Source organism: Enterobacter sp. UPMP2060 (assembly GCF_053709655.1).
Genome location: NZ_JBSKJQ010000002.1, coordinates 430,033 through 444,859 on the forward strand (window position 1 = coordinate 430,033; position 14,827 = coordinate 444,859).

Consider the following 14,827-nt stretch of genomic DNA (forward strand, 5'->3'; position numbering starts at 1 on the left):
GTAAACTTGTTCATCTAAGGTCTTATTCACAAGAACAAAGGAGTCGGGATGAGTTCTCAATCCCAGGCCAAATCACCGGAAGCCTTACGAGCAATGGTCGCCGGGACGCTGGCTAACTTTCAGCATCCAACCCTGAAGCACAATCTCACTACGCTGAAAGCGTTACACCACGTTGCCTGGCTGGACGATACCCTGCACATTGAGCTGCAGATGCCGTTCGTCTGGACCAGCGCCTTTGACGCGCTGAAAGAGCAGACCAGCTCTGAGCTGCTGCGTATTACCGGTGCGAAGGCGATCGACTGGAAGCTGAGCCACAGCATCGCCACGCTGAAGCGCGTGAAAAACCAGCCTGGCGTGAACGGCGTGAAAAATATCATTGCCGTCAGTTCGGGCAAGGGCGGAGTAGGGAAATCCTCTACCGCCGTTAACCTGGCGCTCGCGCTGGCAGCGGAAGGGGCAAAGGTCGGTATTCTGGATGCGGATATCTACGGTCCGTCTATTCCTAACATGCTGGGCGCGGAAAACCAGCGCCCCACCTCGCCGGACGGGACCCACATGGCGCCAATTATGGCGCACGGTCTGGCGACCAACTCCATCGGTTACCTGGTGACTGACGATAACGCCATGGTCTGGCGCGGCCCGATGGCCAGCAAAGCGCTGCTGCAGATGCTGCAGGAGACGATGTGGCCTGATCTGGATTATCTGGTGCTGGACATGCCGCCGGGCACCGGTGACATTCAGCTGACGCTGGCGCAGAACATTCCGGTCACGGGGGCGGTCGTCGTGACTACGCCGCAGGATATCGCGCTGATCGACGCCAAAAAAGGCATTGTGATGTTCGAGAAGGTGGAAGTGCCGGTGCTCGGTATCGTCGAGAACATGAGCATGCACATCTGCAGCAACTGCGGTCACCACGAACCTATCTTCGGTACGGGTGGTGCAGAAAAACTGGCCGCGAAGTATCACACCCAGCTGCTGGGACAGATGCCGCTGCACATTACCCTGCGTGAAGATCTGGACAGCGGAAAGCCAACGGTGGTCAGCCGTCCGGACAGCGAATTTGCAGAAATGTATCGCCAACTGGCGGGACGCGTTGCGGCGCAGCTCTACTGGCAGGGTGAAATCATTCCAGGGGAAATCGCGTTCCGCGCGGTGTAATTCCTCAGCTCCTAATTGCCGGGTGGCTTCGCTTACCCGGCCTACAAATGGCGCCATCACGTAGGTCGGGTAAGGCGAAGCCGCCACCCGACTTTAACCCAACCGATAGTGCATCAAATAATACTCTCCGTCCGGAGAATTACCCGTCGCCTCTATGTGCCAGCCGTGTCGCTGGTAAAACGCAATAGCCCGCGCATTCTTCACCAGACACTTAAGCGAACCCGTACTGGTAAACGTCTTCTGAACGTGTTCTAGCAACTCATGCCCGACGCCCTGGCTCTGATACTGCGGATCGACAAACAGATTGTGCAGGAAATTATCGTTCGTCCAGACGGAGGCAAAACCCAGGCGATGACCGTTCTTAACAGCAACCCAAATCACTTCGTCACGGGTTGCCGCGTCAAAGTCTTCAAGCTGCCAGTCCGCGCTGTCCAGCCATGGCCAGGCTTCACGCCGGGCGTGAAGGTAGAGCGTGCGCAGGAAAGGGCGATCGCTTTCCTGCCAGGGGCGAATCAGAATTGCGTTAGCGGTGATAGAAAATATCTCCATTGTAGGCTTTGTAGATCTTGCCATCAGCATCGCCGATCAGCACGTAGTTCTCACCCATATAGGTCCAGTGGGTTCCGGCATCCGGAGCTGGCAGGTTACGCAGCTGATACTGTTTGATGGTGTACTCCGGCGTTTGGTACTGCGCCGGCGCCGTGTCGCCAATCTTGAATTTCGTAAAGTCAGCGATGAACTCTTGTTCTTCATAGGCCTTGATGCCCGATGGCGCAGCGGCCGTTTGCGGGGCAGCGAATGCGGATCCCGCCAGAGACAGTAATACACCCAGAAGCAGCAATTTACGCTTAGCCATTTTTTCTCCAGTGATATCGTTACAGATACTTTTCGTCTGCAGGTCGTGCAAAGCGGAGCAGACAGTCCATTTTAAGTATCAACGCAGGGTATGTTTGAGAAAAAATGTAACAAAAGTGGACGGTTTTGTGTAGTCGAACTGGATGATGTTTATCATTGTGGTGAATGTTATATGTGTTATGTATTTTTAATATTTATCATTTCATTGAGCAATTCTAAAAATAAATTTCCACGTCAAAATTGGACTTCTATATAGATGCTTTCTCACTGAACAACATTTAATATTGACTTCGGGTGAGGCGTGCTCACTTTCGTTTTTATAAGGCTGAGTATTCTCATTGTTTTTACTAGAAATGGGATGGATTGCATTTTATTATGCTATAACTGCATGTTTCTGAAATAAAAAAATTAAATTTCAATGGCTTAGCTTATATTTTTTTGCAAAATTAACAATGAACGCAACGGTAAAAAACCAATATTTATATAAATGAAAAATACAACTGCATTTTCTCTGTTATTTCTTACTGTTAGTCAGTTGACGGGGTGTGTTTTTTCCCCAGGTCAGAACTTAAGTGTGTCCGGGAAGAAAGTCGTTTCTGTGGAAGAGGTCAATTATCAGCTTGATAAGCGCGTGGAGATTTTTCCACTGACGCCGGGATTAATTGAAAAGCTACTTCCGACCGTGTCGAAATCTCAGGCAAATCCTAATCTGGATGAACAGATCAAAAACTGGGAATACCGTATTGGTACAGGCGACATCCTGACGGTCACCGTCTGGGATCACCCTGAATTAACGACGCCCGCAGGACAATATCGTAGTGCGAGCGATGCCGGCAATTGGGTCAATGCCGATGGTACGCTCTTTTATCCCTACGTCGGTAAGCTGCGGGTGGCGGGAAAAACGGTTTCACAGGTACGTGAAGAGATTACAACTCGACTGGATAAAGTCATTGAGACCCCGCAGGTGGACGTCAGCATTGCCGCCTTCCGTTCCCAAAAAGCCTATGTCACTGGAGAGGTCGAAAAATCAGGCCAGCAACCCATAACCAATATTCCGCTGACGGTGATGGATGCGGTTAACGCCGCTGGCGGTCTTTCTGCTGATGCAGACTGGCGCAACGTCGTGCTGACGCATGATGGTAAGGACTCCCGCCTTTCGCTCTATGCGCTTATGCAGCATGGCGATTTGACCCAAAATAAACTGCTTTATCCGGGCGATATCCTTTTTATTCCCCGGAACGACTCGCTGAAAGTGTTCGTGATGGGCGAAGTCGTCAAGCAGAGTACGCTTAAGATGGATCGTAGCGGCATGACGCTGGCCGAAGCCCTGGGCAATGCCGGGGGGCTTAACCAAAATATGGCCGATGCAACCGGCATTTTTGTTATCAGGCAGGTAACGAAAAAAGGCGACACGGACAAAATTGCCAATATCTATCAACTGAATGCCGAAGACGCGTCAGCCATGGTGTTGGGTACGGAATTCCAGCTGGAACCGTATGACATTGTCTACGTCACCACGGCACCGCTATCACGCTGGAATCGCGTGATCACCCAGCTTGTGCCTACCATCAGTGGCGTCCATGACCTGACCGAAACCGTTCGTTACATCAGATCGTGGCCGCAGTAATGTTTCAGTCAATCTTAGTAGTCTGTACCGGCAATATTTGCCGTTCACCGATTGGTGAGCGGCTGTTGCGTCAGCAATTACCCGGCAAGCAGGTAACCTCGGCAGGTATTTTTGGACTTGAAGGCCGCCCGGCGGATGCGGCTGCGCAGGCTGTCGCCTGGCGTCATGGCGTTTCGCTGGAAGGGCATGTTGCCCGCAAGGTGACGCGCAGCCTGTTGCAAAAATCCGATTTGATTCTGGTAATGGAGCCGGAACACCTCCGTTTCATTGCCACAATGGCCCCGGAGAACAGGGGAAAATCGCTGCTCTTTGGACAATGGCTGGAAGCCAGGGACATTCCCGACCCGTACCACAAAAGTCGTGAAGCCTATGAATATGTTTTTGAGCAATTGGGAAAAGCCAGTCAGGAATGGGCTCGCCGTTTGAGTCAATAAGGAATGAAGCTGTAATGTCGTCTTCTAAATCAGATAAATATAGTGCTGCGACACCGCAGAATAATGAAATCGATCTTCTTCAGTTGCTTGCTGAGATGTTTGATCATCGGGTAACGATCGCATGTATCACACTCCTGCTCACGGTATGTGCGGGGATATATGCGTTCAACGTCACGCCAGTTTACCAGGCTGATGCCCTGGTACAGGTTGAATCGAAGCAGAAAAACTCGCTGCTCAAGAACTTGACCTCGTTTGAGGCCGATCTCTCTCCAGATGTCGCGCCAGAACTTTTACTCCTTAAATCACGGATGATCCTGGGGGAGACCGTCGATCAGTTAGGGTTGACGTACAACGTCAAGCGGCGTCTGTTCCCGGTCATCGGGTCTTTATGGGAACACGTGCGGGGACGTAAATCCGATAAAATAACGATTGGCACGCTGACTATTCCTCTTCTGGAAGGTAAGCCACAAACGCTTTTACTCACCGTACAGGAGCAAGGGCGGTATCGTCTTGAGGGAAAAATGCTTGTAGCAGACGGCGTTGTGGGAAAAACGCTTGTTAAAGACGGCATATCGATTCTGGTGACATCGCTCAGCGCGGAACCTGGCACCCAGTTTACCCTCGAAACCGTCACAAGGCTTGACGCGATCAACGCTATGCAGAAGAGACTTACGGTTGTGGAGTCGGCTAAACAGAGCGGTATGATCGCATTAACGTTAACGGGTGAAGACTCCGGCAAGATCGCCATGGTGCTTAATACCATTGCTGAAAATTTTCTCAGTCAGAATATTGCGCGCCAGGAAGCGAAAGATTCCCGCAGCCTCACGTTCTTACAGGATCAATTACCTAAGATCAGCCGGGAACTGGATGAAGCCGAAGCGCGACTGAATGCCTACAGAGAGCAACGCGATTCTGTCGACTTATCTCTGGAGGCGAAGTCAGTCCTCGATCAGGTAGTTAACGTGGAAAACCAGCTTAACGAGCTGACGTTCCGCGAAGCAGAGGTTTCCCAGCTTTTCAAAAAGGACCATCCCACCTACCGTGCTTTGCGGGAGAAGAAACAAACACTTGAGCGAGAGCGCGCGCGCCTGAATAACCGCGTCTCATCCATGCCTTCCACGCAGCAGGAAATCTTACGCCTGAGTCGTGACGTTGAATCCGGGCGTACCATATACCTGCAGTTGCTGACTCGTCAGCAAGAGTTGAGTATCTCGCGCTCCAGCGCTATCGGGAACGTGCGGATCATTGACCCGGCCGTGACGCAGCCAGATCCAATCAAACCGCGCAAAGCGTTCATTATTGTACTGGGTATGCTGATGGGGTTGATGCTCTCTACAGGAACGGTTTTAGTGCGTTCAGCCTTTAAGCGGGGCATTACCTCGTCTGAACAACTGGAAGTGCAGGGGATACCGCTTCTGGCGACGCTTCCACGCTCGACGTGGCTCTGGAAAAAAACGCACCTGCGCAGAAGAAATCTGTGTGCTTCCCGATGGAAGCACAGGACGTCGAATATACCTTTTCTTCCCGTTGACCGTCCGGCAGATATGTTTGTCGAGGCGGTGCGCGGCCTGCGCACCAGTCTGCATTTTACCATGATGGATGCCAAAAACCGGATCGTCGTGGTGTCTGGCCCCACGCAGGACTGCGGAAAGACCCTGGTCAGTACTTCACTGGCATCGATTGCCGCTCAGGCCGGACAGCGAGTGCTGTTTATTGATGCGGATATGCGCAAGGGATATGTCCATAATGTTTTCAAACTGAGCAATCATCGGGGATTATCCTGCGTGCTTGGAGGAACCGTTGAGTGGCAGGAAGCAATTCAACGCGTTGAGAAAGGCGGTTTTGATGTATTGACCTGCGGACCCCAACCTCCACATCCCGTTGAGCTGCTCATGAGTGAACGCTTCCAGGCCGTAATGTCGCAGATAGACAAACTGTATGACATCGTGATTGTCGATACCCCACCCGTGCTTGCCGTAACGGATGCCTTGCTGATAGCCAGAGCAGCGGCTACCACGCTTCTGGTCGCCCGCTTTGGTAAAACCAGCGTCAAGGAGATCGAGAACTGCCTGAAGCGTCTGCAGCAAATGGGTGTGCAGGTGAATGGCGCGATCCTCAATGATATCGTGAAATCGGCTGCGCTCTATTACAACTCGGGATATAGCCATTACGACTACGGCTATACACAGGAGTAAACCTGGCGCGACACTTCTTTACAGCGTGATGGCGTTTTGCCCGTTAAGATGACCTTCGTTGAAACATGAGGTCACAATGGATAACCGCAAAATCAGTCGACTGCGCCGCTGGGCGCGGGAAGGGATCATATTCGTTCTGCTGACGCTGGCCGTAGTGTGGGGTGTTGATCGGTATCGAAAACCGACACTCCCCGCCAGTTTTAGTGCAACACCGATGCAGAGCATCGACGGCAATATTCACGATATCGCGGCACTGAGCCAGGAACGGCCGCTGCTGATTTACGTCTGGGCCACCTGGTGCAGTATATGCCGTTACACGACGCCTTCGGTCAATAAACTGGCGAAAGAGGGGGGCAACGTCGTAAGCATTGCCATGCGTTCCGGCGATAACGCAAAGCTTGCGCGCTGGGTTGAAAAGAAACAGCTGAAAATGCCGGTGATCAACGATGAAAACGCTGCGTTGTCGCAGCAGTGGCAGGTGAGCGTCACGCCGACGCTGGTCATTGTGTCGAAGGGTAATGTGGTCAGCACCACGACGGGCTGGACGAGTTACTGGGGATTAAAATTAAGGATGTGGTGGGTAGGCGTATAAAAATAACCCCTCTCCCGGCGGAAGAGAGGTGTTGTATTACTTAGCCAGAACTTCCTGCGCGGTGCGCTCAACCAGAGACAGCAGGATTTTAATATCTTCCAGCGTCACGGTTGGGTTCAGCAGCGTCAGCTTCAGGCAGGTGACGCCGTTGTGCTCGGTCACACCAACGTTCGCACGGCCGGATTCCAGCAGCGCATCACCAATTTTCTGGTTCAGCAGGGCGATGCCCGCGTCATCCATCTGCACCTGTCCGCGGAAGCGGAACAGAACGCTTGCCAGCTGTGGCTGCATAACCAGTTCCAGAGCAGGCTGCTCTTTCACGTAGGCCGCAACCTGCTGCGCCAGGGTCACGCCGTGATCGATGATCGCCGCGTATTGCTCCTGCCCCAGCGCTTCCAGGCTCATCCACAGCTTCAGCGCGTCAAAACGACGGGTGGTCTGCAGAGATTTGGACACCAGGTTAGGCACGCCCGCTTCTTCATCGAACTCAGAGTTCAGGTACGCCGCCTGATAGCGCATCAGCTCATAGTGGCGCGCTTCTTTCAGCAGGAACGCGCCGCAGCTGATGGTCTGGAAGAACTGCTTGTGGAAGTCCAGGGTGACGGAATCCACCAGCTCGATGCCGTCCAGGTAGTGACGATACTGCTCAGACATCAGCAGCGCGCCGCCCCAGGCCGCATCAACATGTACCCAGATGTTCTGCTTCGCGGCCAGCTCTGCAATCGCACGCAGCGGGTCGATAGCACCGGCATCGGTGGTACCTGCCGTTGCGACGATCGCCAGAATCTGCTCGCCGTTCGCGTTGCACTGTTCGATTTTCGCCGCCAGATCGGTCAGATCCATGCGGGAGAATTCGTCCGTTTTCACCTGCACGACGGACTGGTAGCCCAGACCCATCAGCGCCATGTTTTTCTGCACGGAGAAGTGTGCGTTTTCAGAGCACAGTACGCGAATTTTGCGCAAATCGCCGACCAGGCCGTCCTGCTGAACGGAGTGACCCTGACGCGCAAAGAACGCATCGCGAGCCAGCATCAGGCCCATCAGGTTGCTCTGGGTGCCGCCGCTGGTGAAGACACCGGCGTCGCCGGCCTGATAACCCACGCGGGTACGCAGCCACTCGATCAGTTTAATCTCGATAATGGTTGCGGACGGGCTTTGATCCCAGGAGTCCATACTCTGGTTAGTGGCGTTGATCAGCACTTCCGCCGCCTGGCTTACGACCAGGCTTGGGCAGTGCAGGTGCGCCACACACTGCGGGTGATGAACGGACAAGCTGTCTTTCAGGAAGAACTCCACGGCGCGTTCAATCGCCGCTTCGTTGCCCAGCCCTTTCGGGTTGAAATCCAGCTTAATACGGTCGCGCAGTTCCGCGACCGTTTTGCCCTGGTACATCTCAGGCTGTTTCAGCCACTGCATCACAGCCTGAGTGCTTTGTTCGATCGCCTGCTGGTAAGCTTCAATGCTCTGCGCAGAGGAGAACAAAATTGGGTTTGAATCAGACATCGTAATCAATAACTCCGGTTACGCCGGGCGAACGCCCGCAGCAAGCAGTGCCTGCTCAAATTTATCCAGGAAGATTTTCAGCTCTTCGTCGCTGATCAGCAGAGACGGCAGCAGACGCAGAACGATACCGTTACGGCCACCGCGCTCCAGAATCAGACCGGCTTCGAAGCACTTCTTCTGAATCAGAGCAGACAGCTCGCCGTCGCCCGGGAAGCAGCCCATGTGGTCAGCGGCTTCGTGTGGCTTAACGATCTCAATACCGATCATCATGCCCAGACCGCGCACGTGGCCGATAACAGGATAGCGTTTCGCCATCTCTTTCAGCTGGCCTTTCAGCCATTCGCCCTGAGCGGCAACTTTGCCCGCGATGTTCTGATCTTTCAGGATTTTCAGCGTCGTCAGACCGGTTGCCATCGCCAGCTGGTTACCGCGGAAGGTACCGGTGTGGTGGCCTGGCGCCCATGCGTCGAACTGCTTTTTGATACCGAGCACGGCCAGCGGCAGACCGCCACCTACGGCTTTAGACATCACGATAATGTCTGGCTCAATGCCCGCGTGTTCGAAGGCGAAGAATTTACCGGTACGGGCAAAGCCAGCCTGAACTTCGTCGAGGATCAGCAGAATGCCGTGTTCCTGAGTCACTTTACGGATGCGCTGCAGCCACTCAGCCGGAGCCGGGTTCACGCCGCCTTCGCCCTGAACGGCTTCCAGAATCACCGCAGCAGGTTTACGCACGCCGCTTTCAACGTCGTTGATCAGGTTATCGAAGTAGTACGTCAGCGCTTTCACGCCCGCTTCACCACCGATACCCAGCGGGCAACGGTACTCGTGCGGGTAAGGCATGAACTGCACTTCTGGCATCATACCGTCAACCGCTTCTTTCGGAGACAGGTTGCCGGTCACGGACAGCGCGCCGTGGGTCATACCGTGGTAACCACCAGAGAAGCTGATGATACCGCTACGACCGGTCACTTTTTTCGCCAGCTTCAGCGCCGCTTCAACGGCGTCAGCACCGGATGGACCGGTGAACTGCAGGCAGTACTCTTTGCCCTGACCAGGCAGCAGAGAGAGCAGGTATTCAGAAAACGCGTCTTTCAGAGGCGTAGTCAGATCCAGGGTATGTAACGGCAAGCCGCTGGTAATGACATTTTGGATGCTTTTCAGCACATCAGGATGGTTATGGCCAAGCGCAAGGGTCCCCGCGCCTGCTAAACAGTCAAGGTATTCTTTATTATCTGCATCGGTGATCCACACGCCTTCTGCTTTAGTGATGGCTAAAGGCAGTTTGCGCGGATAACTCCTGACGTTAGATTCAAACTCGGCCTGACGGGCCAGATAGGTTTCGTTGCTTTTGTGGGCATCTACGGTGTCAATACGGACTTTATCCGTCATCATATCACTCCTACAACCGCCGCTTCGTTATGAGCCACGATTGAATAAAAAGTTAAAAAACAGATGGGGGCCTGAAAAAAACGCCGCCAATATAGAGCCTTTTGCCACGGGGCTCAATGGTTAATTTGTTTACTGTTTTGTGACATGGCGCTCAGGGGAGGGGATATCCCCTTTTTAAGAAAGAAAATTGCACTTTATGGTAAAGAAAAACAGACTGTTACGTGTGTTCTGCCCTGACTGTAAATTCATAAAAAAGAGTGTGACAAATCGTGCCATTCGCTGACCGAAAAGGAGGCAGACTGCCTCCTTGTTCGCTTTATTTCTGCGACACCTGCAAAATGCCGTGGTTACGCCCCGTCGTCTTATTCCAGGACGCCGCCGTAATGCCGTTCTCATCAAGGCTTAGCGATATAACAAAACCATTACCGTGAATCTCATAGAAATGAGCATTCAGACGCTGAACGGTGGCCTTTTTGCCGTTAATGGTGGCGTTAAAAAAGCCATTTGAAATCGTGGCGTTAACCGCATCCGATGTAAAAGTGGCTTCACGCAAAGGGTCGTGGCCCGCAGCTGTTGAGTGCTGCGCCGCATTTTGGGCTTTTGTTTTGTGGATATCACAAGAGCCGTCATTCGCGTTCATCTCAGTACATCCTGAACGTTCTAATTGAGCACGATAGTGCGCGTTAATCGCGTGAGCCGGTGTTGTCGCTACCGTTAACATCAGTGCAATCCATATTAATTGAGTTTTCATGGCTAAACTTTTGTTCACCTTATAAAACGCACAGATAATAGGAGACGTACATCATGCCGATCCAAATACCGACGCCAATGAGCATCAGATACAGGGTCGCTGAAATAATGATATGTCTGAGCATGTTTTTTCTGTCATCGCTATTCTTGCCGGAGGCAAGCAGGTTATTAACTTAATGGCGTAAGTTAATAATGCTTAAGTTGTATTTCGTTAAAAGCCCATTCCGACGCCAACTGACGCTCCCATATTATTGGCGGTATCATCAGAGAAGCTCACTTTCGCGATCACATGTGAACTAAAGTTAACGGATGCCCCAACGGCAAGGGCGCTTTCACTATTGTATGTGGCTCCGCCAGCAGAGAACATAACATGCTGATTCGTTTGTACCTGCGGTAATCCTGCCATCGCCATGGCACCTGAAATGCCGGCGTTGGCTTGCTTCTTATTATTCTCTACTTCATCGTGCAGTGATTTAAATTGCTGGTTGGTATTATTATTCATTGCCTGTAACGTCTGTTTCGTTGCCAGCAGATCCTGTGCGGTGGCGGTAACTGCCTGGGTATTATTAGCCACTTTAGTTTGTGTTGCTGCGTCTACCTGCATGTGCGTCACGGTGGTCGTCACGCCATCTTTACCATCTTTGCCATCTACGCCGTTAGTGGGTTTAGGGGCATTTTCCAGGCTATCAAGACGGTTATCTTGCACTTTGTTAACGTTTTCCATATTGATAATTTCTGTGCCGTTCGTCATAACGCCCTGTAAAGCCGCATCGCTTTTTTGATTGGCGGTATCTGCAAGCGCGCCAGCAAGCAAGGCTTTTTGGTAAGCGTCATTTGTGGCTTGCTCAATAACCAAAACACCTAATTTAGTGGATTGAAGGTCGCTATCCACCTGCGTTAAGCGATTTTCAGTTGAGAGATCGCGAGCAATACTATCAACCCTGTTTTGCGTAATTTGGTCTTGATGGTCATTCACAATATCTGTGATTGATGCGTCATCCCAAACGGCAGCAGCAGCGTTGGTAATATTCATGGCGCTACCGGCGACCACCCCAAATATAAAAACAGAAATAACAGATTTATTGAAAAATTTCATTCGAAGGACTCACATCATTAACGTATTAAAAAAACAAAATTAAGCAGAACAGTTTTGGCTTTAGTGGTATGTGGATATCTGTATTTCCATATCTCAATACAGGATATTCAATGCTCGGACCTTTTTTAGTGGCGTGAATAAACTATCGATTAAACCCAAATTGATGATTTTGATCTAAATCATAAATGATATGAATAAATGAAAGGGCAGGGTGCGGTATCGAGGAGGTTTATTTAATGTATACATTAACTTATGGATTATGCGATAAATCAAGGGAAGCGTTAAGCTATTGATCAAAGTACAAATGTTTAATAGAGTTAAATAAATTAATACTTTCTTATTCTTTCATGCGAAAGAAGTTTATCTATCTTATAAAAGCGGAATGAGCGTGTAATAAAAAATAAAAATAATAGTCTCAGCAAAAGTACGTAATAAAGTTTTTCAATAACGTATTAACAATTACTGAACCAGAATTAACTAAAGCGTAATAAATATAGGTAAATGACGGGAAAGAGCGCCTGGAGATTTCCGCGGTGACAACGGCGTGATAAATCGAAACTCCTTGCGCCTGGCCTGGGGCCACGGTTACACTACATAACGTTAATGAGTTTCATAACTCAATGTTTTAAAAGTATTTTGACTCGGGGTGCCCTTCCTTGTGAAGGCTGAGAAATACCCGTATTACCTGATCTGGATAATGCCAGCGTAGTCCTGGCGATTATTCAAGATAAAATCAAAGACTTATCTGCGATTTTCGAACCGTTTTGTTTAGCCGATCACATCGAGGCTCACGAAATGGGACACCAGACCATACGCCACACCATTAAACGTAACGGGGTTTATTACGTTCGTTTTCGCCTGCCTGATAATAAGTTTTTCCGTAAGTCGCTGGAGACTGACAGCCACACCCAGGCGCAGTTGCTCATGTCTTTTGCTTCTCCTGTAATTCCTCTGGTTCAACGTGGAACCATCCAACCAGATCACTTCGGTAAGCGTCTTTCTGAGTATGGCAATAGCCTGAAGCAGCAGAACGAACAATGGCTGGCGCACCAATTTCTGAATGATGTGCGGCGCCATATTCAGCCAATGGTTGTTCAGGAATACCGCGAGGTTGTCACACCTTCGGGAGATGAGGAAGAACACACTGAAGCACAACCAGAGCACGTGTTAACATTGGCTGGCGCGTGGAATATGTACAAAAAGGAGAAAGCCCAAAACTGGACGAAGGCAATTTCACAGGCCAATGAACGCTTTATGGAAGTCATGTTCATTGTCCTTGGTGCATCAACAGATGTAATGACGATCACCAAGCAGGACATCAAGCAGGTGATGGAAGTTGTTGAAAACTTGCCTAAGCGTGTGGTGCAGCCTTATCGGTCAATGACGGTTCAGCAATTGATCGAGTGTGATGATGTGCCACCTGAAGATTTGGTTGGCGCTGAGTCTATCCACAAGCATTTAAAGATTTACAAATCATTGTTCAAAACCTTCCTGACTGACAATAAAGATATTTTGGAGAAGTCTCCGACTGATGGAGTAGTCGCCGCACCGTCGAAAGCGAGGTTTGGAGCATACAGTGCAGCAGAAATGAGAAAGTTTGTGGGATGGGCGCTCAAGCAGCCTGACGGGTGGCAGAAGTGGATCACCTTGCTGTTGGCGTACACGGGAGCCAGACGAGGGGAGATTGCCAAGCTAGAGAAATCACACATCAAATTTGATGAGGACAGCCAGCGACACTATCTCCTGATCGCGGAAGGAGGGCAGGGTAAAACTGAGAACGCTACAAGGCAGGTAGTGATCCATCCCAAACTGATCGAGTGGGGGTTCCTCGATTTTGTAAACCGCCAATGGAAAGAGAAGATTTTCTCACCTGTGTCGGGTAAGAATATGCCGAAGATCGGCAAAGTGTTAGCCGATGTCCGCGATCAGCTTGGTATTCCGTACCTTGATGATTATGGGCAGCGGCGGTTAGTTCACAGTTTCCGGCATACCATGATTTCAACCTGTTTAGCTGGTTGGGTTGGTAACCTGGCACACTTGCAACAGGTGGTAGGTCATGAGAAAAGCGGCTCTGGGATCACTAGGCGCTATCTTCATACGTTCCCGCTTTCTACAGTTTGTTATGTGATTGATGGCTTGGGTTGGTTGTAGAAGCAGAGTGATGGTTAAGTGTGAAGTGTATCAAAAAATCAGTAAGATTCGTCTTGAAAGTACATTTTGGATAACCATATAAAGCTTAAGTTAATTCCAACCAGATGAGGATGAGTAATGGCAAGATGTACAGATCAGCACCGCTATTGGGATTTTTTCGAACACTTACCCGACGACCAAGGTGGTATTGGCAGACATAAATGTTGCGGTTGTGCTTACGAAAAAGGTTATCAAGCAGGATTAATACGATCCGAAATTTTGAACATTGATCTTGATTCCTTACATGAAAGCCAAGCAGGCACTGTCCGTCATAAGAGTCCACATGCAGCCTATGCTCAAGGATATTTAGATGGTATTACAGCATCTTATCGGTAATAGCCGCCTAAAAGACAGGAGATACGCTATTTATGTCTGGAATGTTAGCAAGCACAGCGGCCGCTGTAGGAATAATTGATAAAGCTGTAGGAATTGCAAAGAAACTTGCTGATGATGGCGGTGAACTCGATAAGGCGACGCTTAAACTTGAGCTTGCAAACCTCATGACAGAGCTTGCCAGTGTTAAAATGGAAGTTATCACCACCCAGGCGCTACTTTTTGAAGCGGAACAGAAGAACAAGCAACTTGAAAACCAGTTGAAAGATAAGGAATCATTTGTTTTCAATGCCCCTCTTTATTGGAAAAATGGTGACCAAGTTCCGTTTTGCCCAAAATGTTATGAGGGTGAAGATAAGAAAGTTCATTTACGCTTAATTGTTCACAATGGTACACCGCAACTAGGACTTCCTCCTGAAAACAAATGGGCGTGTATGCATTGTCGTTTTTCGCACTCGAACATTTAGTAAATCAATCATTTTTCGTTTTCAGAAGAGTTAAACGCCTTAGAATAGGGGCAGGATTGAGAGCGAGTCATCAGGGTAAACAGGTAAACGCTGTTTTCGTAAGTGCAAAGCCTCTTCCCGCCCTGCAACTCCTGTTCGTCGGGGTTGCTCATGGTGATTTTGCTTGCCGCAGCATTAAAAGCCAGCAACATACCGCAAATCAACAGAATACCTCTCATATCTCCCCCTTGAATGA

The 14,827-nt window shown here is 50.2% G+C and carries 15 protein-coding genes; 8 read left to right on the top strand and 7 right to left on the bottom strand.

The features are described from left to right. The first annotated feature begins 48 nt into the window (after positions 1 to 48). On the top strand, positions 49 to 1,158 hold the full coding sequence (apbC, locus tag ACWKXN_RS07450; RefSeq protein WP_029740176.1) for an iron-sulfur cluster carrier protein ApbC: 1,110 nt from the start codon (positions 49 to 51) through the stop codon (positions 1,156 to 1,158). A 93-nt stretch (positions 1,159 to 1,251) separates the two neighbouring features. On the opposite strand, the gene ACWKXN_RS07455 is transcribed toward apbC, so the two are convergent. Both ACWKXN_RS07455 and ACWKXN_RS07460 read right to left on the bottom strand, forming a co-directional pair. Continuing rightward, positions 1,252 to 1,707 (bottom strand): GNAT family N-acetyltransferase, encoded by a 456-nt coding sequence (locus ACWKXN_RS07455; protein ID WP_232056980.1) that lies wholly within the window; start codon positions 1,705 to 1,707, stop codon positions 1,252 to 1,254. Next, on the bottom strand, positions 1,682 to 2,014 hold the full coding sequence (locus ACWKXN_RS07460) for an RcnB family protein (protein WP_023336316.1): 333 nt from the start codon (positions 2,012 to 2,014) through the stop codon (positions 1,682 to 1,684). The genes ACWKXN_RS07455 and ACWKXN_RS07460 overlap by 26 nt, the downstream gene beginning before the upstream one ends. A gap of 486 nt (positions 2,015 to 2,500) precedes the next feature. Between ACWKXN_RS07460 and ACWKXN_RS07465 the strand changes: the two genes are divergently transcribed. The 4 genes from ACWKXN_RS07465 (at position 2,501) to ACWKXN_RS07480 (ending at position 6,861) form a co-directional block, all read left to right on the top strand. After that, positions 2,501 to 3,640: a polysaccharide export protein gene (locus ACWKXN_RS07465; RefSeq protein WP_182072658.1), complete on the top strand. Its 1,140-nt coding sequence runs from the start codon at positions 2,501 to 2,503 to the stop codon at positions 3,638 to 3,640. Continuing rightward, positions 3,640 to 4,074, top strand: a complete 435-nt coding sequence (locus ACWKXN_RS07470; protein ID WP_096151270.1) for an arsenate reductase/protein-tyrosine-phosphatase family protein — start codon at positions 3,640 to 3,642, stop codon at positions 4,072 to 4,074. Before ACWKXN_RS07465 ends, ACWKXN_RS07470 begins: the two co-directional genes overlap by 1 nt. Before the next feature lie 14 nt (positions 4,075 to 4,088). Further along, complete coding sequence (locus ACWKXN_RS07475; protein WP_454543575.1) at positions 4,089 to 6,269, top strand: polysaccharide biosynthesis tyrosine autokinase; 2,181 nt, start codon at positions 4,089 to 4,091, stop codon at positions 6,267 to 6,269. Positions 6,270 to 6,345: 76 nt separating this feature from the next. After that, the gene (locus ACWKXN_RS07480; protein WP_048979972.1) at positions 6,346 to 6,861 is read left to right on the top strand and encodes a protein disulfide oxidoreductase; all 516 of its coding nucleotides are present in this window, start codon (positions 6,346 to 6,348) and stop codon (positions 6,859 to 6,861) included. 36 nt (positions 6,862 to 6,897) lie between these two features. On the opposite strand, the gene ACWKXN_RS07485 is transcribed toward ACWKXN_RS07480, so the two are convergent. The 4 genes from ACWKXN_RS07485 to ACWKXN_RS07500 form a co-directional block, all read right to left on the bottom strand. Further along, positions 6,898 to 8,364 carry a pyridoxal phosphate-dependent decarboxylase family protein gene (locus ACWKXN_RS07485; RefSeq protein WP_023312433.1) on the bottom strand — a complete coding sequence of 489 codons (1,467 nt, stop codon included), beginning with the start codon at positions 8,362 to 8,364 and terminating at the stop codon, positions 6,898 to 6,900. Between the two features lie 18 nt (positions 8,365 to 8,382). Continuing rightward, positions 8,383 to 9,759 (bottom strand): diaminobutyrate--2-oxoglutarate transaminase, encoded by a 1,377-nt coding sequence (locus ACWKXN_RS07490; protein ID WP_014884533.1) that lies wholly within the window; start codon positions 9,757 to 9,759, stop codon positions 8,383 to 8,385. Between the two features lie 313 nt (positions 9,760 to 10,072). Next, positions 10,073 to 10,507: a hypothetical protein gene (locus tag ACWKXN_RS07495; RefSeq protein WP_454543576.1), complete on the bottom strand. Its 435-nt coding sequence runs from the start codon at positions 10,505 to 10,507 to the stop codon at positions 10,073 to 10,075. A 210-nt stretch (positions 10,508 to 10,717) separates the two neighbouring features. Then, entirely contained in the window at positions 10,718 to 11,602 is an 885-nt protein-coding gene (locus ACWKXN_RS07500) for a YadA C-terminal domain-containing protein (RefSeq protein ID WP_454543577.1), read from the bottom strand. Positions 11,603 to 12,397: 795 nt separating this feature from the next. Here ACWKXN_RS07500 and ACWKXN_RS07505 point away from each other — a divergent pair. The 3 genes from ACWKXN_RS07505 (at position 12,398) to ACWKXN_RS07515 (ending at position 14,592) form a co-directional block, all read left to right on the top strand. Continuing rightward, a complete protein-coding gene (locus tag ACWKXN_RS07505) occupies positions 12,398 to 13,753 on the top strand; it encodes an integrase (RefSeq protein ID WP_454543578.1) in 1,356 nt (451 codons plus the stop codon). A gap of 117 nt (positions 13,754 to 13,870) precedes the next feature. Beyond that, positions 13,871 to 14,128, top strand: coding sequence for a hypothetical protein (locus tag ACWKXN_RS07510; RefSeq protein ID WP_016247354.1), 258 nt, complete (start codon positions 13,871 to 13,873; stop codon positions 14,126 to 14,128). A 32-nt stretch (positions 14,129 to 14,160) separates the two neighbouring features. Next, complete coding sequence (locus ACWKXN_RS07515) at positions 14,161 to 14,592, top strand: hypothetical protein (protein WP_236917614.1); 432 nt, start codon at positions 14,161 to 14,163, stop codon at positions 14,590 to 14,592. A gap of 8 nt (positions 14,593 to 14,600) precedes the next feature. On the opposite strand, the gene ACWKXN_RS07520 is transcribed toward ACWKXN_RS07515, so the two are convergent. Then, entirely contained in the window at positions 14,601 to 14,810 is a 210-nt protein-coding gene (locus ACWKXN_RS07520; protein ID WP_454543579.1) for a hypothetical protein, read from the bottom strand. Positions 14,811 to 14,827 lie beyond the last annotated feature (17 nt).